Annotated in this window: 17 protein-coding genes and 1 pseudogene; 11 read left to right on the forward strand and 7 right to left on the reverse strand. The window is 66.4% G+C overall.

The window, feature by feature from the left end:
- Positions 1–64 precede the first annotated feature (64 nt).
- Positions 65–1,279: an MFS transporter gene (locus tag ACQY8M_RS17345; RefSeq protein ID WP_428674421.1), complete on the forward strand. Its 1,215-nt coding sequence runs from the start codon at positions 65–67 to the stop codon at positions 1,277–1,279.
- A gap of 143 nt (positions 1,280–1,422) precedes the next feature.
- Here ACQY8M_RS17345 and ACQY8M_RS17350 read toward each other — a convergent pair whose 3' ends face one another.
- The 5 genes and pseudogenes from ACQY8M_RS17350 to ACQY8M_RS17370 all read right to left on the reverse strand — a co-directional run bounded on the left by ACQY8M_RS17350 (position 1,423) and on the right by ACQY8M_RS17370 (position 6,646).
- Positions 1,423–2,337 (reverse strand): MBL fold metallo-hydrolase, encoded by a 915-nt coding sequence (locus ACQY8M_RS17350; protein ID WP_428674423.1) that lies wholly within the window; start codon positions 2,335–2,337, stop codon positions 1,423–1,425.
- Between the two features lie 165 nt (positions 2,338–2,502).
- Positions 2,503–3,780 (reverse strand): sensor histidine kinase, encoded by a 1,278-nt coding sequence (locus ACQY8M_RS17355; protein WP_428674425.1) that lies wholly within the window; start codon positions 3,778–3,780, stop codon positions 2,503–2,505.
- Positions 3,773–4,150: a response regulator transcription factor gene (locus ACQY8M_RS17360; protein WP_428674427.1), complete on the reverse strand. Its 378-nt coding sequence runs from the start codon at positions 4,148–4,150 to the stop codon at positions 3,773–3,775. Before ACQY8M_RS17360 ends, ACQY8M_RS17355 begins: the two co-directional genes overlap by 8 nt.
- 112 nt (positions 4,151–4,262) lie before the next feature.
- A pseudogene (locus tag ACQY8M_RS17365) lies at positions 4,263–4,949 on the reverse strand (response regulator transcription factor); the annotation flags it as partial.
- A gap of 107 nt (positions 4,950–5,056) precedes the next feature.
- Positions 5,057–6,646: a winged helix-turn-helix domain-containing protein gene (locus tag ACQY8M_RS17370; protein WP_428674429.1), complete on the reverse strand. Its 1,590-nt coding sequence runs from the start codon at positions 6,644–6,646 to the stop codon at positions 5,057–5,059.
- Between the two features lie 84 nt (positions 6,647–6,730).
- On the opposite strand from ACQY8M_RS17370, the gene ACQY8M_RS17375 reads away from it, so the two are divergent.
- The 9 genes from ACQY8M_RS17375 (at position 6,731) to ACQY8M_RS17415 (ending at position 16,157) form a co-directional block, all read left to right on the forward strand.
- Positions 6,731–7,222: an N-acetyltransferase family protein gene (locus ACQY8M_RS17375; protein ID WP_428674431.1), complete on the forward strand. Its 492-nt coding sequence runs from the start codon at positions 6,731–6,733 to the stop codon at positions 7,220–7,222.
- A 312-nt stretch (positions 7,223–7,534) separates the two neighbouring features.
- Positions 7,535–8,365: an alpha/beta fold hydrolase gene (locus tag ACQY8M_RS17380; protein WP_428674433.1), complete on the forward strand. Its 831-nt coding sequence runs from the start codon at positions 7,535–7,537 to the stop codon at positions 8,363–8,365.
- 18 nt (positions 8,366–8,383) lie between these two features.
- Positions 8,384–9,589 (forward strand): NAD(P)/FAD-dependent oxidoreductase, encoded by a 1,206-nt coding sequence (locus tag ACQY8M_RS17385; RefSeq protein ID WP_428674435.1) that lies wholly within the window; start codon positions 8,384–8,386, stop codon positions 9,587–9,589.
- Positions 9,590–9,709: 120 nt separating this feature from the next.
- A complete protein-coding gene (locus ACQY8M_RS17390) occupies positions 9,710–10,564 on the forward strand; it encodes an SDR family NAD(P)-dependent oxidoreductase (RefSeq protein WP_428675377.1) in 855 nt (284 codons plus the stop codon).
- Complete coding sequence (locus ACQY8M_RS17395; RefSeq protein WP_428674437.1) at positions 10,561–12,129, forward strand: cyclic nucleotide-binding domain-containing protein; 1,569 nt, start codon at positions 10,561–10,563, stop codon at positions 12,127–12,129. Before ACQY8M_RS17390 ends, ACQY8M_RS17395 begins: the two co-directional genes overlap by 4 nt.
- A 33-nt stretch (positions 12,130–12,162) precedes the next feature.
- Positions 12,163–12,789: a TetR/AcrR family transcriptional regulator gene (locus ACQY8M_RS17400; RefSeq protein WP_428674439.1), complete on the forward strand. Its 627-nt coding sequence runs from the start codon at positions 12,163–12,165 to the stop codon at positions 12,787–12,789.
- Complete coding sequence (locus ACQY8M_RS17405) at positions 12,786–14,489, forward strand: acyl-CoA dehydrogenase family protein (protein ID WP_428674441.1); 1,704 nt, start codon at positions 12,786–12,788, stop codon at positions 14,487–14,489. The genes ACQY8M_RS17400 and ACQY8M_RS17405 overlap by 4 nt, the downstream gene beginning before the upstream one ends.
- On the forward strand, positions 14,482–15,234 hold the full coding sequence (locus tag ACQY8M_RS17410) for an SDR family NAD(P)-dependent oxidoreductase (RefSeq protein WP_428674443.1): 753 nt from the start codon (positions 14,482–14,484) through the stop codon (positions 15,232–15,234). The genes ACQY8M_RS17405 and ACQY8M_RS17410 overlap by 8 nt, the downstream gene beginning before the upstream one ends.
- The gene (locus ACQY8M_RS17415) at positions 15,231–16,157 is read left to right on the forward strand and encodes a hypothetical protein (RefSeq protein ID WP_428674445.1); all 927 of its coding nucleotides are present in this window, start codon (positions 15,231–15,233) and stop codon (positions 16,155–16,157) included. The genes ACQY8M_RS17410 and ACQY8M_RS17415 overlap by 4 nt, the downstream gene beginning before the upstream one ends.
- Here the strand turns inward: ACQY8M_RS17415 and ACQY8M_RS17420 are convergent.
- Both ACQY8M_RS17420 and ACQY8M_RS17425 read right to left on the reverse strand, forming a co-directional pair.
- Positions 16,148–16,756 (reverse strand): leucine-rich repeat domain-containing protein, encoded by a 609-nt coding sequence (locus ACQY8M_RS17420; protein ID WP_428675378.1) that lies wholly within the window; start codon positions 16,754–16,756, stop codon positions 16,148–16,150. The two genes, ACQY8M_RS17415 and ACQY8M_RS17420, sit on opposite strands and share 10 nt — an antisense overlap.
- Positions 16,757–16,807: 51 nt before the next feature.
- Positions 16,808–17,962 carry a serine hydrolase domain-containing protein gene (locus tag ACQY8M_RS17425; protein WP_428674447.1) on the reverse strand — a complete coding sequence of 385 codons (1,155 nt, stop codon included), beginning with the start codon at positions 17,960–17,962 and terminating at the stop codon, positions 16,808–16,810.
- 159 nt (positions 17,963–18,121) lie between these two features.
- Here ACQY8M_RS17425 and ACQY8M_RS17430 point away from each other — a divergent pair, with 159 nt between their 5' ends.
- Positions 18,122–18,685: an HNH endonuclease gene (locus tag ACQY8M_RS17430; protein ID WP_428674449.1), complete on the forward strand. Its 564-nt coding sequence runs from the start codon at positions 18,122–18,124 to the stop codon at positions 18,683–18,685.
- Positions 18,686–18,736 lie beyond the last annotated feature (51 nt).

Genomic DNA, 18,736 nt, shown 5'->3' on the forward strand with positions numbered 1-18,736 from the left:
CGCGGCGCGAAACCTGCAGGAGGCTCGCGGCTGACGCAAGTCTTGCGGCATGCGAAGGAATTCGATGATGAGCCGCTTCGTGCCTTGGCTGCTGGTGGCGCTGTGCTTCGTTCTGGGCGTGGCCAGCCGCTCGATCGGCGACGCTTTCCCGGTATTCGTGCCGGCGCTCGAGCACGGCTTCAATGCGAGTCGCAGTCCGGTGACGGTCATCTACAGCTTCGCGCTGCTGGTCGGCGGCATCTCGGGCCCGGTCAACGGCTGGATCCTCGACAGGTTCGGGCTGCGGGTGCTCACCGTGACGGGCATGCTGCTGGTGGCGCTGGGTCTTCTGGCGGCCTCCTACGCGACGGCGCTGTGGCATCTCTATGTCACGCTGGGTGTGATGCTGGGTTTCGGCGGTGCGGCCGTCTCGGGTGTGCTCAGCGCCTCGCTACTCGGCCGCTGGTTCCCGACGCGGCGGCTCGGTGTGGCGCTCGCCGTTGCCTGGTCGGCGTCGGGTGTCGGCACCATGCTGATGATCCCGCTCGCCCAGTACATGATCGCCACCGAGGGCTGGCGCCACGCCTATCTCGTCTTCGCCGTCGTGAGCGCCGTCTTCATTCCGCTGCTCCTCGTGCTGCCATGGCGCCGCATCGCGTCGGGCGCGCCGGGCCTGGTGCGCCAGCACGCCGAGGCGGGCGCCGGCCCGACCGTCGGCGAGGCCGTGCGCGACTGGCCGTTCTGGGCGCTCACCTTCTCCTTTGGCTTCACCTCGGTCGGCATCTTCTCGATCGTGCCGCAGGCCATGAGCTACCTGCTCGAGCGCGGCCTCGAGGGCGGCTACGCCGCGCGCGCGCTCGCCGTCTCGGGCGTGCTGACGCCGCTCGGCATGGTCGGCTTCTCGTGGCTGGCCGACCGCGGCGGCCGCAAGATCGCGGCACTCCTGGCCTATGGCTGTTCCATCCTGGGCGTCGGCGCTCTCGCCCTGGTGCAGGGACCGGGCGATGTCTTCTGGCTTTGGGCCTACGTGCTGCTGTTCGGCGGCAGCCAGGGCTCGCGCGGTCCGATGATCTCGACCCTCGCGACCTTGCGCTATCGCGGCGCCCATTTCGGCCGCATCTACGGCCTGATCGGCATCGGCATGGGGCTGGGCGGCTTCTTCGGCGCCTGGGTCGGCGGGCTGCTGCACGACCTCACCGGCGGCTATGCCGCAGTGATGGTCTTCTCCGTCTGCGCGCTCGCTCTGGCCGCTGCCTCGCTCGGCAGCGAGGCCGGCGCGCGGGAGAGGCTCAGCCGCTGATCTGTGACATTCCGTTGCTGTTGGATCTCCTCGCCAACGAGCGAGCTCGGCACGGAAAGCGGCCGATCGGACAGGCAATCTAGGGCGTGAACTCGATGACGATATCGATCCACGCCCTAGTTCGATCCTAACTGAGCAATCGATCAGAAGTCCCAGACGGCCGGGACCCAGCGGAAGGCGTCGCCGGCGACCGCTACCCGGCCGACGGATGGGAACGGCAGGTGAGTGGCTACGAGCGTCGCGCCCGTCGCCGCCAGCTCGCGCAAGAGCATGATCCGAACGCGGGCGGCCTCCTCGGGGTCGTGCTCGAAGCCATTGTGCCAGTCGGGGTGGTCGAAACCGACCGGGAATATAGCGTCCCCAGCGAATGTCAGCCGATCGTCGCCGGACGCCACGTGGACCACGCTGTGCCCGGGGGTATGGCCACCGGTGCGACGGACGACCACTCCCGGAGCCACCTCATGCTCCTCGTCGAAAGTCCGCAGCTGGCTGCCGTACTCGTTCAAGAACCGCTTGGCCGCTGACCGAAGCACTTTTGGCACCGGCGACGGCATGGAGGTGTGGGAGAAGTCGGGCGAGGCCCAGAACGCGACCTCGGTGGCCGACACGTGGACCCGCACATCCGGACGCAGCCGGTTCTTCACCCCGTCGACGAGCAGCCCGCCGACATGGTCCATATGCATGTGGGTAAGCACCACGTCGGTCACGGAGGCGAGCTCGATGCCGGCGGCCGCCAGTCGCAGGGCCAGCTGGCCGGCCCGCGGGAAGCCAGGGTATTCATCCCCCAGCCCGGAATCGACAAGGATGGTCTGACTGCCGCTGCGTACCACGAGCACGTTCAGCGGCCAGTCGAACCTGTCCGGCGGCAGGAACATATCCTCCAGCCAAGCTGCGCGGACGGACGGGTCGACATTTGTCGCCAGAGTCGCGGTGGGCAGCAGTAACACCCCGTCGCTGACGACCAGCACGTCGATCTCGCCGACCCGCAGCGCGTAGCGCGAGGGGACCAGCTCGTTGGGCACGGGTGTGCCGCGGTGGGAGGTGATGTCTAGGCTCATGTTCGTCTCCTGTTGATTGCCGCCTTGTTGCGGCACAGACGACGTTACGTTGAGGCGTGTCTCCGGTGCATTGGCTCGAAGGAGAGGGCAAGCGATACCACGGCATAGGTCCGGCCCTCGAGGTTGCAGGGCGTTGAACGGCTGCCGGTCGGCAAGATCGCGGTTCTAGTCGGCGACGCCGGGCGGCAACGAAAACCGGAACTGCGCCCCTCCCTGCGGATGGTTGGAGGCCGTGATTGCGCCGCCATGGGAGACGATGATGGATTGGCAGATCGCGAGCCCGATCCCCATGCCCGTGTCCTTGGTCGTGAAGAAGCTGTCGAATATCCGCTCGCGATTCTCGTCAGCAATGCCCGGCCCTGAATCCCGGATGCAGAAGTCCGCAGAGCCGTCCGCGCCGGCACTCGTGGCAAGCTCGATCCGGCGCGTCGCTCCGCCGCTCTGCGCAATGGCCTGGATGCTGTTGACCAACAGATTGACGACCACCTGCTGCAATTGAATGCGGTCGCCGATCACCCTGGTCGGATGCGCGACGTACCGCACAGAAAGATCTATCGACCACGCCTCGATATCGTGGCGGACGAATAGCAGCGCCTCGTCGACAATCTCGTTCAGGTCGAGAGCGGCGCGACCGGGTTCGTGCTTCGTGGCCATTCCGCGGACGCGCTGGACGATGTCACTTGCGCGTCGCGCGCTCGATACGATGCGTGTGGTGAGCTGCTTCAGCTTCTGTATGTTGACGTCTTTCCGCGCCAGCCATCTCAGGCTCGTCTCCGCATTTGTGACGATCGCCGTGAGGGGTTGCTTGACCTCGTGGGCGATCGATGTAGCCATTTCGCCGAGCATCGATATTCGGGCGGCGTGCGTGAAATCCGCCTGAAGCTGTCGCAGCTGCGCTTCCACTTTCAGTCGCTCCCCGATGTCGATCATCATCAGGAGGGAGGTGTCGAGCCCTTGTGACGGCGTGGCATAGGTCGTGGAGAAGAGCACGTCGATCCGCGTGCCATCGAAAGCGGTTATTCTGGTCGCCTCAAAATAGTTCCGCCGCCCCTCGAAGTGAGCGACCATCACGCGCTTTGCCAGCTCCGGCGAGGCCGAGAAGACATAACGAACCGGCCCGACGAGTTCCGAGGCGCTGCTCCCGCGAAGCAGCGATACCGCCTCGCGGTTCACCGCCGTCACACGAACCACATCCTGGGCATGCTCGACCAGCTCCGGATGGGCGTCGAGATAGGCGGCAATGTCGACGATTCCTTCTGCCTTCAATCGATCGAACGCCGCACTGGCACCTCGCGTATCGACCTGCCAGAGGGCAACCGGCAGATAATGGATGAGCTTGCGGTACTCTTCCGCACTTGTTCCGAAGTCCCAGGAAACCCGATCGGCATTCGCACCCACGTCCTGTTCGGCAGCGGGAACTCGCTGACTGGCAGCGTTAGCCATTGGGGGTCCCCTTCCATTTTCCCGCCAGAGCGGATGCGAGATGAAGAAGAAGCACGCGGTCCTCGATCGGCTTCACCATATGAGCATGCGCACCGCCTGCCAGCGCCCGAGAACGAATCGTAGAATCGGAATCGGACGTGATGACGATCACCGGAACCGACGCGCCGAGGTCGCCCAGACGCCGCAGCAGTTGAAGGCCGTTCATTCCCGGCATCCTCACATCGGTGACGATGCAGTCGAACGCGCCCGATCCGATCACCTCGAGAAGAGCTTCCGCCCGGTCGAACGCGCGCGTTTCCAGGCCTACGACCCCAAGCAGGTCCGCAAGCGCCTCGCGCACGTCGGCGTCGTCATCGGCAATCGCCACCATTGGCGCCTTGGACAAGCGAATGACCCTCTCTGATAGGACCGGGGCGGCCACGCCCGACATCTCCTCCAATCCCCGCGTGTCGGATACTGTGCTTGGGTTCAGGTCGGGTCTCTTGCCTGATCTCAGGGGGCAGCGCTTCCCACGCCCGGACCAGGTCGCCAACGGACATGGCCTGCATCTTCATCATTGCGTTGCGGCGGTGAAGCTTGACGGTGACGACGCTGATACCGAGGTCGAAGGCGATCTGCTTGTTGAGGCGGCCGTGGGCCACTTCCCGCATGACCTGGCGCTCGCGCGGCGTAAGCGCGGCAAACAGCTCGACCTGGAGACCTACCAGACGGGCCCGAGCCTGCAGGGCGATGTCCCGTTCGATGGCGATGGTCACTGCGTCGAGCAAGGCCTGGTCGCCCACCGGCTTGGTCAGGAAATCGACGGCGCCGGCCTTCATCGCCCGAACCGTCATCGGGATGTCGCCGTGCCCGCTCAGGAAGACAACCGGGCGGAGGTCACCGCGCGTCGCGAGCTGCTGATGGAGATCGAGGCCGCTCGATCCCGGCATGCGAATGTCGAGGACGAGGCAGCCCGGCCGCTTCGGCAGGTTGGCCTCGAGCAATTCCCGCGGCGAGCCGAAGCAGAGCGCGTCGAGCCCCACGGATTCGAAAAGCTCCCGCAGCGCGAGGCGGATCTCCTCGTCGTCATCGACGACCAGGACCAGAGGGCGATGTACCTCAGGTGATGTTTTTGCCAGGATTGTCCGGGGCTGGCTCTTTGCTGCTGAAGCATTCGTCAGAATCTGCATCGGTCGATCCCCTGCACTGGATGGGTGCGACCCTACAGGGAGAGGTCCGGCAAAGTCGTCCGGCGGGTTGCTAAATCTTGCTAACGGCGGTCTCAGGACCGGCCGCTTCAGCGCTCAGGTATGCCGATCAGGCGCAGCCCTCGGTACAAGCGCTCATGGCAGCCCAGATAAATCGCATTGTCCGAAAAGACCCGCGCGCGCAGCTGATCGATCGTGACCCGGAAGCCGCCCATCGCTTCGCACCAGGCATCGAGCGTTCTTCGTCCCTCTTCGATTCGGCCGCCATGCGCGAGCGCGCTCGCGAGAAATGCTACTGGGTAGACGAGGCTGGGGCAAAGATCGGCGCCCCGCACGAAGTACGGAATCGCAAGCTCGTCGCGTCCCTGTGTGAAATCGTACTGACCCAGAAAATGATGCCAGAGCCCGACGCCGCGGTCGCGCGGGCCGAGGGCGAGCGCACGTTGGAGCGGCGCTCTCATCTCCTCGATGCGGCCCGACAAAAAATGGATATGGCCGGCGTAGGCGAGCGATTCGGCATCGCACGGATTGAGCGACAAGGCCCGCTCATAGGCGGTCAGCGCCGCATCGAAGCGCTGCTGCCATTGCCTCACATAGCCGCGGCAGAACCAGGCGCGCGGCCAGTCCGGCGCCCGGGCGACAGCTCGCGTCGCGAGTTCGTCGGCATGCCGTAGTTCCGCGCGCATCGCCGCGCTGGCGAGAGCATCGCGGTGTTGTGTGGTCATCCGGATATTGTCGGCGACGATGGCGTACGCCGATCCAGCAAGGGCCGAGGCATTTGTCGGATCGTCGAGCAGGGCGCGATCGAACCATAGTCGGGCTTCGGCGATATCCTGGGGCACCGACAGCTCTCTATTGAGGGCGCTCCACCCGCGCACAGCGCAATGCTGCGCATCGGCGCCAGGCGGCGCCTCCTGGGGAAGAGCAAGCGACGCCTCTCGATCCAGGAGTTCCGTGATTACCGCGTTCGTGAGACGGCTCGAGATTTCGCTTTCCATCGGACCCGAACCGACATGCCGGTGCTCGAAGCGATCGGCCCAGACAGTCGCCCCGATGGCGTCGTCCACCATGGCGACGATCTGGGCCGTGCCCTTTCCCGGCCGAACGGAAATGCGCAGAGCGTAGCGGGACTCACCCGAACCGATCACCAGCACACTGGGTACGCGGGCGAGCTGCACCATCAGATCCCGCGTGATCTCGACCGCAAGCGATCGCGATGCCTCGGAGTTCAGCAGGCTTTGGACGGGTGGGACGAGGATGGAAATGCCTCGCCAGTCCGTCCCGCCACGGATCTGTCCCCCGTTGCTATGACGGGGATGGGCCGTCAATGCGCCAGGCACGCTGTAACCGTCCGTCGGGGCAACTTCGACGGGCGCGATGAAGCGATAGCCTCGACCGTGCTCCGTCCGGATGTAGTTGTCGGCTTCCCCGCCACGGCGAAGAACGCGACGCAACGTGGCCATGTGCACGGTCAGATTGTTCTCCGCGACGATCCGGCTGCCCCAGGCCGCATGCAACAGATCGTCCTTGGTCACGAGCTCGCCCGCTCGCCGCAACAGCACCAGCAGGAGTTCAGTCGCGCGAGAGTTCAGCAGCACGAGCTCGCCCTGCCTGTCGAGCCGGCGGCTGAGGGTGTGGAACACGAACGGCCCGAAGGCGAAGCTCGGAGATGCCTCCATGAAGCATGTCCGTTAGCAAATCTTAGCAATCTCTAGCAATGCCGGTGGGGTGCATTATGGGAGAAATCGGCCCAGGAGGCGCGAATGGTCAGGGATGGCGTGCAGATCAGGCCGATGGTTCGAGCAGACGTGCGTGAGTTGTTGCGCCTGATGGAGGGCATCGTTGCCTACGAAGGCGGCACCGAATTCCGGCTGACCGAGGCCGAGCTGACGCGGCGGGGCTTCGGCGACCGCGCGGAATTCGGCGCGTTCGTCGCCGACCGGGGTGACGGCCAGCTCTGCGGCATGGCGGTGCATTACGAGATTCCCTTCATGCACACGCTGGAGCCGCTGCTCATGATGAAGTGGCTGTTCGTGGACGCCGACGTGCGTGGCCAGGGGGTTGGCCGACGTCTCATGCAGCGCATGGCCCGCCATGCGATGGACACCGGACACAAGAAATTCTGCTGGTTTGTCCTCAAGGACAACAGCCCGGCGCAGGCATTTTATCGTGGGCTGGGCGCCACCCCAGATCCTGACTGGGATCGCTGGATGCTGGGAACCGACGGGCTCGCCTCCATCGCCTCTGACGGCTGAAACCGACCTCCCAACGCCGGGCCCGCAACGTGGACGCTCGCCCTCTGCAGTGAGGTGACGGCGCAAGCGGGTGCGCGCCATTTCCGTGCCGGCGAACGTCATCGTCGCGATCGGCATGGGTGGCAATCCACGCAATCCGCTTGCCTGGCCTGGACCAAGGTGCAGGTCAACCGACCGATCCGCGAGCCTCACTCACCCTCCCGCACGATACCGACGGGACGCCACGCCGCGCGATTGTGGTCTCGCGCCGACGGCCTCCGTACCGCGCAGGAACAGAAACATTCATCACCCTTGGCTCAAAGGACCAATCCCATGAATAGCGTCACGACCAGAGATGGTCTTCAGATCTTCTACAAGGACTGGGGGCCGAAGGCCGGCCAGCCGATCTTCTTCCATCACGGCTGGCCGTTGAGCTCCGACGACTGGGACACCCAGATGCTCTACTTCGTCGGCCAGGGCCATCGTGTCGTAGCCCACGACCGTCGCGGGCATGGCCGGTCGAGCCAGGCCAGCGACGGCCATGACATGGACCACTACGCCGCCGATGTCGCCGCGGTCGTCGAGCACCTCGACCTCCGCAACACCATTCACATCGGTCACTCCACCGGGGGAGGCGAGGCCGCGCGCTATGTCGCGCGTCATGGCAACGGACGCGCCGCCAAGCTGGTGCTGATCGGCGCCGTACCGCCGCTGATGCTGAAAACGGCGGCAAATCCCGGCGGCTTGCCCATCGAGGTATTCGATGGCCTGCGTCGGGAGCTCGCGGCCAACAGAGCGCAGTTCTACCTCGATTTCGCGAGCGGTCCCTTCTACGGCTACAACCGTCCGGGAGCCAAGCCATCGCAGGGAATCATCCTGAACTGGTGGCGCCAGGGCATGATGGGCGGCGCCAGAGCACACTACGACGGCATCAAGGCGTTCTCGGAGACGAACTTCAGCGAGGACCTGAAGAGCATCGTCGTGCCAACGCTCGTCCTTCACGGCGATGACGACCAGATCGTGCCGGTTGCCGACTCTGCGCCCCTCTCGGCCAGGCTGCTGAAGAACTGCACGCTCAAGATCCACGAGAGCCTGCCGCACGGCATGTGCACGACGCACGCCGATCTCGTCAATGCCGACCTGCTTTCGTTCATCGTTGCCTGAAAACCGGAGTGAACCGCTATGAGAATCGTCATCATCGGCGCCGGCTTCGCCGGCATGTATGCCGCCCTTTCCTCTGCTCGCCTTCGCGACCTCGGGGGTGTCTCGTCCACGGACCTCGAGATCGCTCTGGTCGCCCCGGAGCCGACCCTGGTGGTTCGCCCGCGGCTCTATGAGCCGAAGCCGGAGACCGTGACGGCACCTCTCCAGGATGTCCTCGCAGCCATCGATGTCGTCTATGTGCAAGGCCGCGCCGAGACGATCGACACCCAATCCCGCGCGGTTGAAGTCGTTACCGGCAGTGGTTCGCGAGAATCGCTCCAGTACGACCGGCTGGTCCTGGCCACCGGCAGCCGGCTGTTCCGCCCGGACATTCCCGGCCTTGCCGCGCACGCGTTCAGCGTCGACCAGCTCGACGACGCGATCGCCCTCGACCGGCACCTGCACGGCTTGGCAGATCGGCCGGTATCGCGCGCGCGGGATACGGTGGTCGTCGCTGGCGGTGGTTTCACCGGCATCGAGGCGGCGACGGAGATGCCCGCGCGCTTGCGGGCGATACTTGGCAAGGATGCCGAGCCGCGCGTCGTCATCGTCGAACGCGGCGGCGCGATCGCTCCTGACATGGGCGCAGGGCCCCGGCCGCTCATCGAGGATGCCCTTCGCGAGCTTGGTGTGGAGGTTCGACTTGGCGCTGGCGTCGCTGCGCTGGACGAATCCGGCGTAACACTGACCGACGGCACGCACATCGAAAGCGCGACCGTGATCTGGGCCGCAGGCATGCGAGCCGCGCCATTGACTGCGCAGATCCCGGGCGAACGCGACAATTTCGGCCGGCTCATTGTCGACCGCCAGTTGCGCGTGCCCTCCGTGCCCGGCGTTTTCGCCACCGGCGACGCTGCCAAGGCAGCATGCGACGATCTCGGCAACTATGCGCTCATGTCGTGCCAGCACGCCACGCGGATGGGCGCCTTTGCAGGCCATAATGCCGCCGCCGAACTGCTGGGGGCGCCGGGCAAACCGTATCACCAGGAGGCATATGTCACCTGTCTCGACCTCGGTGCGGCCGGCGCGATCTTCACGCGAGGCTGGGAGCGCAAGGTCGAGACGACCGGCGCGACAGCAAAGAAGACCAAGCACGACATCAACACCGTGTGGATCTATCCGCCCCGCGCCGAGCGTGTCGCTGCTCTGGCGTCGGCAGACCCGGAACGCGTTACCGACCTGTAGACGCTTCACCTGGCGAGGGTTGCGCTTCACGCGGAGGCGCAGCCCACTCGCCGTCGACCCGCCGTCGCGAGCTTACATGACAGGGCAACCGGGAGGCGCGGTCGCATTCCTTTGTCGCCGATGACCCCGATTGCCGGCATGGCGGTCGCGATCGACGGCGCGCGGACCGTCCAAGAGGTACCCAACCGGCCGGTGCAGGGCCGCAAATCAACGAGGACGAATATGTCTACCAATGACGATAGGGTTGTCATCATCACCGGCGGAAGCTCCGGCATCGGCCGGGCTGCGGCGCTGATCTTTGCCGAGCAAGGCGCAAAGGTCATCATCACCGGTCGACACGCTGCGTCGCTCGAAGAGGCGGCGAGCATGCATGCGAATGTCGTCGGCGTGGTTGCGGATGCGGCTGAGCCCGGAGATGCAGCGCGTACAGTTGCGCGCGCCATCGACACATGGGGTCGACTCGATGTGCTCGTGAACAATGCCGGTGCGGGTGCCATCCTGGCGCTTGCCGATGCGACGGCCGAACGGATCATGAAGATTCTTGCGGTGAATGTCGTTGGACCAAGCCTGCTTGCCTCGGCAGCGCTTCCGTTTCTTTCGGCGGCCAAGGGAGCGATCGTCAACGTATCGAGCACGTTCGGCCACAAGCCGGCGGCCTTGCTCTCGCACTACGCCGCGAGCAAGGCCGCGTTGGAACACCTCACACGTTGTTGGGCGCTTGAACTTGCACTCCATGGAATCCGCGTCAATTCCGTTGCGGCCGGCCCAACCGAAACGGGCGCATTGACAGGAATGATGGGCCTTTCGCTTCAGCAAGCAGCGGCACTCAAGGAGCAGGAGCGGGAGCAGATACCGCTCAAGCGGCGTGGCAATCCGGACGAGGTGGCGCGGTGGATCGTCCAGCTCGCCGATCCGGCCTCCGAATGGGTGACGGGACAGGTAATCGGTGTCGACGGTGGCCTGGGAGTCACATGATCGCTGCGCGCGATCGGATCGGGGCATTCAGCATGTCGAACCTGACGTTCCTCGAAGCGCTGGCTGTGTCGCCGGCGGGGCAACTCGCCCTGGTGGGTCTCTCCGGCATAATTGTCTGGCACCTGATCCCGAGCAGGCGCTCGAACACGCGCCTCGTGGTCCAGATCGCTTTCTTTGCCGCCATGACTGCCATTCTCGTGGGCGACGACCTGATGACGTTCCAGTCGGAAGCCGTGGACCGCACCACGCTGCTCGTCGTCTCGGCCAGGCTGCTGTGGTGGATCCATCTGGCATGGGCGAGCATTGGCCTGGTGCGCATCTACCTCGTGCTCGAGCGGTACCCCCGCGAGGCCCGCCTGCTGCAGGATATCGTTGTCGGCGTGGTTTATCTCGGCGTGGGTCTGTCCATTCTGACCTTTGTATTCGGCGTCCCCATCGGGACGCTCGTGGCGACGTCCGGCGTGGTTGCCATCATTCTCGGCCTGGCGCTGCAAAGCACGCTGGGCGATGTCTTCTCCGGCGTCGCTTTGACGCTTGGCCGCCCCTATGTTCTTGGCGACTGGATCGTTCTCAGCGATGGAACCGAGGGTCGGGTCGTCGAGAGCACCTGGCGCTCGACCCATATCCTGACCGGCTCCAACAACGTGGTCGTGCTGCCGAACAGCGTTCTTGCCCGGCTTGGCGTGACCAACATCAGCCGTCCCGACGAGACGCATCTGCTGACGCTCACGGTCCGCGTTGCCCCCACACGCACGCCTTCCGTCGTGGTCGAGGTCATGAGATCCGTCCTGCTGAGCTGCAGCTCCATCATGGCGGAGCCGTCACCGGCCGTCGCGCTCAAGGGCCTTGATGCGGTGGCTTTGACGGTCGAACTCCAATTCCGGGTCGCAAGCCCCGCCGATCGGTCAAGAGCGCGGAACGAGGTGCTCGACCTCTTCTATCGCCACTGCAAGTCGGCTGGCCTGCTTCTGGCGGTGCCCCCGGAATCCGTTGTGGCCATGACCGATCTGCCCACCGAGGAAACCGCCCGGCCGCCGCGCGTGGAGCCGATCGATCTCATCGAAGCCATACCGATCTTTGCGACCTTGACGCGCGAGGAGAAGCTGGCGCTCGCTGAAGCGACCTCCGTGCGCGAGTTCGGCAAGGGCGAGGTGATCGTCCGGCAGGGAGACTTGCTGTCCGCCCTTTTGACGATCAGGGCCGGCGTCGTCGTCATGAAGCGCGACGGTGAGGAAGCCGGCCGGCTCGCACCTGGCGACTTCTGCGGCGAGATGGGGCTGTTCGCCGGGTTGGGCGAGGCCTGTACGCTGCAGGCGCTGACCCGTGTGACGGTCTATGAAATCGGCCAGCAAGAGATCGCTCCCTTGCTGGCGAATCGGCCGGCGATGGCTGAGGAACTGGTGGCGAGCCTGTCCAGCCGGCGTCTGCCGGTTCGAGCCGCCGAAGCTCAAGACCTTCGGCACAACCATCGAACCAACGCTTTCGGTTCGGCCATCCGGAGAATCTTGCGCGACCGCCCGGCGCCTCACGTGTCGTCACCCACCGGAGCGGGGCATGAAGCTTGACTCAAGGACTGAACTTGGGTTCAGTTCTTGGACATGGTTTACCGTCAAACTGAACAGGCAACACAGCGGCTGGCCGACAAGCGGGCGCGCATCCTGGCCGCGGCGCGCGAACTCGTGGCGGACGGAGGATGGACCGCCGCGCAGGTCGACACCGTTGCCCTCAAGGCGAGCGTCGCGACTGGCACGGTCTATCGCCATTGGTCCTCGAAGGCGGAGCTGTGCGCCGAGATCGTCGCCACCGTCTCGGCCCGCGAGGTCGGCATCGTGGCGGCGGTCGCCGATGCGGACGGCATGCCCGCCGAGAAGCTGGAAGCGGCGATCCGCACCTTTGCCAACCGCGCGCTCCGTGGACGCCGGCTGGCCTATGCCCTGATCGCCGAGCCGGTCGATCCCGAGGTCGAGACGGTGCGCCTCGAGTACCGGGCGCAGCTCGCGCGCTGCTTCGAGCGCGTGCTGCGCGAGGGCATCATGCGCGGCGCCTTCCCGCCGCTCGATCCTGCCGTGGCGGCGGCCTGTATCGTCGGCGCCTTCATGGAAGCGCTGGTTGGCCCGCTCGCTCCGACCAAGGGCACCGGGCCGCGCGCCGATCGCGCGCTGGTCGACCAGATCACGCATTTCTGCTTGCGCGCCAGCATCGGCGCCGGTGAGGCCAGGACATGAGCGCCGCCGACCTGTTCGCCCGCCTGCCGTCGCTGCCGCCGGACGGTTATGCGACGCATGAAGTGATGAACCAGGCGAAGCCGCTGGTGGGCCACAACGCCTTCACCGGCGACCGCCTGCTGGTCGAGATCGCGGGCCGCGAGAAGGTGGGCTGGGCGCAGGCCCTGCTGAGCGACGCCGGTGCGACGGTCGCGAGCGCGCGGGTCGCCCGGCTGGCGCACGACGCCAACCGCAACCTGCCGGTGCTGCGCAGCCACGACCGGTTCGGCCATCGCGTCGACGAGATCGAGTTCCATCCCGCCTGGCACGAGCTGATGTCGCTGGCGATCGGCCACGGCACGCACGCCCTGTCGTGGACCTCGCCGGAGCCGGGCGCGCACGTGGCGCGCGGCATGCTCTCCTACCTGTGGAACCAGGGCGAGAACGGCATTTGCTGCCCGCTCGGCATGACCTATTCGGCGGTGCCCGCGCTGCGCCTGCAGCCCGACCTGGCGGCCGTCTGGGAGCCGTTCATCCTCTCCAGCCGTTACGACGCGAGGCCTGCGCCGATGAGCGCCAAGACAGGCGGCACCGTCGGCATGACGTTGACCGAGAAGCAGGCCGGCTCGGACTTGCGTGCCACCCAGACCACCGCCCGTCCGGCCGGCGCGCGGCGGGGACCGGGCGAGGCCTATGCGATCGAGGGCCATAAATGGTTCTTCTCGGTGCCGCACAGCGACGTGTTCGTCACCCTGGCCCAGACCGATCGCGGCCTGTCCTGCTTCCTGCTGCCGGGCTGGCTGCCCGACGGCTCGCGCAACCGCCTGCTGATCCAGCGGCTCAAGGACAAGTGCGGCAACAAGTCGAATGCCTCGAGCGAGATCGAGTATCGCGGCGCACTCGGCTGGCTGGTCGGCGAGGAGGGGCAGGGCATCAAGGCGGCGCTCGCCATGACGCACCTGACGCGGCTCGATTTCGCGATCGGCTCGGCCGGCCTGATGCGCCGGGCGCTGTCCGAGGCGATCCATCACACCACCGCGCGACGTGCCTTCCAGCGGCGGCTGGCCGACCAGCCGCTGATGCAGAACGTGCTGGCAGATCTCGCGCTTGAGGTCGAGGCGGCGACCTTGCTGGCGTTCCGGCTGGCGCGCGCCGTCGATGACGAGCAGGCCGGTGACGAAGCGGCCGGACTGCTGGTTCGGATCGGCACACCGGTCGGCAAGTATTGGAACTGCAAGCGCGCGGTCGGTGTCGTCCACGAGGCGCTGGAATGCCACGGCGGCAACGGCTTCATCGAGGAAGGGCCGATGGCGCGACTCTATCGCGAGGCGCCGCTCAACGGCATCTGGGAGGGCAGCGGCAACATCATCGCGCTCGACGTGCTGCGCGCCGCCGCGCGCTCGCCGCAGAGCGTGCCGGCCTTCCTCGACGAGGTGCGCCGCGCCAAAGGGGCGGACCGACGCCTCGACCGGATGGTTGACCGGCTCGAGACGGAGCTGCTTGCGCGCGACGAGCGCGAGGGGCGGGCGCGCCGCATCGTCGAGAAGATGGCGATCGCCCTGCAGGCGAGCCTGCTCGTCCGCCATTCGCCGCAGTCGGTGGCTGAAGCGTTCCTGGCCACCCGCCTCGATGGCGACGGCGGCGCGACCTACGGCAATCTGCCCGCGGGCCTCGACCAGCAGGGCATCGTCGAGCGCGCCCGGATGGCTGCCGATGCGTGACTTCGAGGGCAAGGTGGTGCTGGTCACGGGCGGCGCGACCGGGATCGGGCGCGCGGCCGCCCTCGCCTTCGGCCGCCGGGGCGCCGCGGTCGTGATTGCCGGACGGCGCCGCGAAGAAGGCGAAAAAGCGGTTTCTGCCTTGGCCGAAGTCGGCTCCAGCGGTCGCTTCATTGCGACCGATGTCACAGATCCGGCGGCGATAGAAGCCCTGCATCGCACCATTGTCGCCGATCACGGCCGGCTCGACGTCGCCTTCGACAATGCCGGCTACCAGGAGCCGCGCGCGCCGGTCGCCGAACAGGATCCAGTTCTGTACGACCGTGTGTTCGATACCAACGTGCGCTCGGTCTATCTCTGCCTGCAGCACCAGATCCGTATCATGACGCAGCAGGGCGGCGGCGCGATCGTGGTCAATGCCTCGGTGAGCGGCCTGCGCAATCCCAATCCCGGCCTCGCGCTCTATTCGGCGTCGAAGGCGGCGGTGATCTCGCTCACGCGCTCCGCCGCGATGGAGGCCGCGGAGAAGGGCGTGCGGATCAATGCCGTGGCGCCCGGCCGGGTGGTGACCGACATGATGCTGGCCTCCAAGATCATGGACATGCGCGCGGTCGCGGCGGGCCTGCCGGTGCGGCGCATGGGCCAGCCCGAGGAGGTGGCGGAGGCTGTTGTCTGGCTGGCCTCCGGTGCGGCTTCATTCGTTGTCGGGCACGTACTGTGCACCGACGGAGGGTTCATGGCGCTATGACGATGTCGATCCACGCCGAACGTGCCCGCTATATCCCGGTCGAGCAGGGCTTCAACATCGAGCGGCCGGTGCTCGCGCCGCAGGCCTTTGTCGCCGAGATGCGCCGCACCTTCGCCGACGAGACGCCGACCGGCTTCGTCGCGCTCGACCTGTCGCTTATCCTGGGCACCGTCTATGCCGCGACCACGCCGTTCATGCTGGCGCGTTACGCACGAGTCAGGACCGGCGAACGCCTCGCCTGCGCCCTGGCGGCGAGCGGCGAGATCTGGGCGGTGCTGCGCGGCACGGGAACGCTGGCGCGCGACGGCGAGACGCTGCGCTGGCGCGCGGGCGACATGCTCGCGCTGCCCGGCGGCATCGCCTCGACCTGGCAGGCCGATGAGGACGCGGTCCTTTGGCTCGTCACCGACGAGCCGGCGCTGGCGTTCCAGGGCGTCCGTCCCGAAGCCGCCGAGCGTGCGCCGGTGCAGGCGACGCACTATCGCGCCGAGGATATCGCCCGCGAGCTGCGGGTCCTCTACGACCGGCCGATGGCGCCGGACACGCCGGGCCGCGCGCTCTTCATGGCGAGCGAGCGCACCGAGCGGCTCTGCACTTGCCTGCCGGCGATGACCTTGACCCTGAACGCCGTGCGTCCCGGCGAGGCGCAGCGTCCGCATCGCCACAACGCGGCAGCCCTCGTCCTCGCGCTCCGTGAGGCGCGCTGCGCCTCGACGATCGGCGGCGCGACCTATCGATGGACTGAGCATGTGACCTTGCTGACCCCGGCCGGCGCCGCGCATGACCACCGCAATGCGCCGGTCACCGAGGGCAGCGCCGTCACCGACGACGACATCGCGCTGGCGCTGATCGTGCAGGACGGCGGCCTCTACTACTACGGCCGCACCATGGGCTTCAGCTTTGCGGACGCTGGTCAGAGGTAGACAGCGCAGTCCCGGCGTTCGAGCTCGGCGAACCACGGCGGTGGATCGAGTGTCGTCACCCAGCGGAGATCGAGCTTCTCCAGGCGCGGCAGATTCAGCAGGCCCTCGGGCAATGCGGTGATCGGATTGCCGCGGAGATCGATCTGGCGAAGCTCGACCAGCGAGCCGATGATGTCGGGCAGGGCCGTGAGCCGATTGTTCCGCAGGTGCAGCTCGCGCAGTCGCACGAGCCGCGAGATCGATGCGGGAAGCTCGGCGAGGCGATTGTCGGTGGCCCGCAACTCGAGCAACCCCGACATCCCGGTCACCGCCTCGGGCAGGACGTCGAAGGCATTCTCGCTGATGTTCAGGTAGCGCAGGCGGCTCAGGCGGCCGAGCGACGGCGGCAGCGCCGAGAGCTGATTGTCATGCAGGTAGAGGAAATCGGTCAGCTGCTCGAGCTGGCCCAGGCTCGACGGGATATGGCGCAACTTGTTGTGGCCCAGATCGAGCATGCGCAGACGGCGCAGGTCCCCGACACGCTCGGAAATTTCGGTCAGGTCGTTGTCGGCGAGGACGAGCGTCTCCAGGTCCGTCCCGTCCCACACGGCGTCGGGCACTACGCCCAACGCCTGCTTCCAAAGGGAAAGATGCCGTGGGGGCATCCCCTGCTAGAGGATCGCCGAGTGGACGAAGTTCGCGACCATGTCGAGGCGCTTGGAGTGCCACGGGTCGGGGAGGCGATTGTTGGTGATATAGGCGAAGGACACGCCCGAGTCGGGATCGCCCCAGCAGTAGGACGTGCCGACGCCGCCGTGGCCGAAGGCGCGCGGGCTGGCGAAGCCGCCGAGGCCGCGCACGTTCTCGGTCGTGCCGCGCAGGTGGGGCCCCAGTCCGCGATGCATCGGCATGCCCATGAACTCGTCGATCCGGTCGCCGGTGTGGTTGCGGATCGCGTATTGCAGCATGCGCGGCGAGACCAGCCGCGTGCCGTTGAGCTCGCCGCCGTTCAGCATCATCTGGTAAAGCGCGGCCATCGCGCGCGCGGTCCCGTAGCCCGCGCCGCCGGGTGCACCGCCCTTGCGCCAGTCGGCGGCATTGGCGTCGGCGCTCGGCTGGAAGCCGTCGCCTTTCGGCTTGGGTTCATGCATGTCGGCGGCCCGGCCGAACTCGCTCTCGGGCAGGCCGACATAGAGTTCGTTCGCGAGGCCGAGGGGCTCGGTCACCGTCTCGCGGATGACGTCGCGGAAGTCCTTGCCGGTCACCGCCTCGATCAGCACGCCGAGCGTCCAGTGGGCGGTGAGGCCGTGATAATGCACCTTCGAGCCGGGCGTGAATTCGAGCGGGAAGTTCGACACCACCTCGCGCAGCCGCTTGTGGTCGGCCCAGGCATCCTTGCCGACCACCGCGTTGGGGAAGCCCGCCTGATGGGTGATGGTCTGCAGCACCGTGATGTTGCCCTTGGCGAACCTGGCGAACTCCGGCACGTGGTCGGCGATCTTGTCCGAGAAGCCGAACAGGCCGCGTTCGGCCAGAACCCACAGCGCGACGGCGGTCACGACCTTGGTGTTGGAATAGAGCAGCCAGAGTGAATCGTCGGTCGCCGGCCGCTTGGCGGGCTCGGTAACGGCATCGCCGAAGCTCCTGAACAGCGCGAGCTTGCCGTGGCGGGCGAGCGCGATCTGGCAGCCGGGATAGCGGCCAGCCGCGATGTGCCGCTCGATGAGGTCGACCAACCGGTCGATCTGGCCTTTGCGGAAGCCGAGCGAGTCGAGGTCGGCCTGCGGCAGGGGGAAGCTCGTCGCCGGGCGAATTGCTGTGTCCATGGTGTGTCCTCCGGCGACAATCATATTATCTTTGTGAGACACGTCGATGACCTCGATATCGACATGTTGTGTTTCCAGAATTCCTTGGCACAATGAGCATGCAATGGTCGACCGCATCGACTTTCCCAGTAGTCCCTGTCAACGGCGGCGGAGCTAGCCGTGACGCCCGGCCTTGAGTCCTGCCATGCGCTGGTCCTCAATGCCGATTTTCGGCCGCTCTCTTATTTTCCGCTGTCGATCTGGTCTTGGCAGGATGCGGTCAAGGCGGTCTTCCTCGACCGGGTCAGCGTGATCTCCGAATACGACCGCATGATCCACAGCCCGTCCTTCGAGATGCGCCTGCCGAGCGTGATCGCGCTCAAGGAATACGTCCCGGCGGCGCGGCGGCCGGCCTTCACGCGATTCAATGTCTTCCTGCGCGACCACTTCACCTGCCAGTACTGCAAGGGCGACTTTGCGACCAACGAGCTGACCTTCGATCACGTCGTGCCGAAGTCGCGCGGCGGGCGCACCGCCTGGACCAACGTCGTTACCGCCTGCAGCCCCTGCAACCTGCTCAAGGGTAACCGCCTGCTGCGCGAGAGCGGGCTCACCCTGCACCGCTATCCGGCCGAGCCGACGACCACAGAGTTGCAGGAGAACGGCCGCTCCTTTCCTCCCGGCTACCTGCACGAGAGCTGGCGCGACTTCCTGTACTGGGACAGCGAGCTAGATCAAGGTTGAGCCGACTTAATAAAGCCGGCTTATCTAAGCTGGGTGCTTATTTAAGAGGAT

The organism is Reyranella sp., from assembly GCF_965279465.1.
In the GTDB taxonomy this organism is placed as follows: Bacteria; Pseudomonadota; Alphaproteobacteria; order Reyranellales; family Reyranellaceae; genus Reyranella.

Coding starts and splice junctions, on each gene's coding strand:
- ACQY8M_RS17405 (WP_428674441.1), top strand. CDS start 12,786: ATGAGCGCCGCCGACCTGTTCGCCCGCCTGCCGTCGCTGCCGCCGGAC.
- ACQY8M_RS17370 (WP_428674429.1), bottom strand. CDS start 6,646: ATGGAGGCATCTCCGAGCTTCGCCTTCGGGCCGTTCGTGTTCCACACC.
- ACQY8M_RS17395 (WP_428674437.1), top strand. CDS start 10,561: ATGATCGCTGCGCGCGATCGGATCGGGGCATTCAGCATGTCGAACCTG.
- ACQY8M_RS17400 (WP_428674439.1), top strand. CDS start 12,163: ATGGTTTACCGTCAAACTGAACAGGCAACACAGCGGCTGGCCGACAAG.
- ACQY8M_RS17350 (WP_428674423.1), bottom strand. CDS start 2,337: ATGAGCCTAGACATCACCTCCCACCGCGGCACACCCGTGCCCAACGAG.
- ACQY8M_RS17425 (WP_428674447.1), bottom strand. CDS start 17,962: ATGGACACAGCAATTCGCCCGGCGACGAGCTTCCCCCTGCCGCAGGCC.
- ACQY8M_RS17375 (WP_428674431.1), top strand. CDS start 6,731: ATGGTCAGGGATGGCGTGCAGATCAGGCCGATGGTTCGAGCAGACGTG.
- ACQY8M_RS17390 (WP_428675377.1), top strand. CDS start 9,710: ATGACCCCGATTGCCGGCATGGCGGTCGCGATCGACGGCGCGCGGACC.
- ACQY8M_RS17360 (WP_428674427.1), bottom strand. CDS start 4,150: ATGGTGGCGATTGCCGATGACGACGCCGACGTGCGCGAGGCGCTTGCG.
- ACQY8M_RS17385 (WP_428674435.1), top strand. CDS start 8,384: ATGAGAATCGTCATCATCGGCGCCGGCTTCGCCGGCATGTATGCCGCC.
- ACQY8M_RS17415 (WP_428674445.1), top strand. CDS start 15,231: ATGACGATGTCGATCCACGCCGAACGTGCCCGCTATATCCCGGTCGAG.
- ACQY8M_RS17355 (WP_428674425.1), bottom strand. CDS start 3,780: ATGGCTAACGCTGCCAGTCAGCGAGTTCCCGCTGCCGAACAGGACGTG.
- ACQY8M_RS17345 (WP_428674421.1), top strand. CDS start 65: ATGATGAGCCGCTTCGTGCCTTGGCTGCTGGTGGCGCTGTGCTTCGTT.
- ACQY8M_RS17380 (WP_428674433.1), top strand. CDS start 7,535: ATGAATAGCGTCACGACCAGAGATGGTCTTCAGATCTTCTACAAGGAC.
- ACQY8M_RS17410 (WP_428674443.1), top strand. CDS start 14,482: ATGCGTGACTTCGAGGGCAAGGTGGTGCTGGTCACGGGCGGCGCGACC.